The 493-nt window shown below is 41.2% G+C and carries 1 pseudogene; it reads left to right on the top strand.

What is annotated here, in order from left to right:
- Positions 1-493 (top strand): annotated as a pseudogene (locus MMO38_RS16555) (IS5-like element ISAba12 family transposase); the annotation flags it as partial.

The raw sequence follows: 493 nt of genomic DNA, 5'->3' as shown, positions 1-493 counted from the left end.
GACCTGAATATCGTCGCCAATGGCGTAAACTTCATATTGGTATAGATGCTAAAACCCTACAAATACGAGCAGTTCAGCTTACAACCAATAATGTCAGTGATTCACAGGTGCTTGGTGATTTACTTAATCAGATTCCACAAGATGAGCAGATTAACTCTGTTTATACCGATGGAGCTTATGACACCAAGCAATGCCGTCAGGTCATTGCAGATCGGCAAGCGCATGCGGTGATTCCACCTAGAAAAAATGCGAAACCATGGAAAGATACAAAGAGTAGCTCGCTAGAGCGAAATGAATTACTTCGAACAATTAAACGTTTAGGCAGGACACTATGGAAAAAATGGTCAGGCTATCATCGTCGAAGTTTGGTTGAAACTAAGATGCATTGCATCAAATTATTAGGAGATAAACTCAGTGCAAGGAGTTTTGATAGCCAAGTGAATGAGATCCATGCACGTGTAGCAGTCCTTAACAGATTTACGGAATTAGGTCG

The sequence above is a fragment of the Acinetobacter sp. NIPH 1852 genome (assembly GCF_022549455.1).
Classification (GTDB): domain Bacteria; phylum Pseudomonadota; class Gammaproteobacteria; order Pseudomonadales; family Moraxellaceae; genus Acinetobacter.
This window is presented reverse-complemented; position numbering and strand designations above follow the sequence as displayed.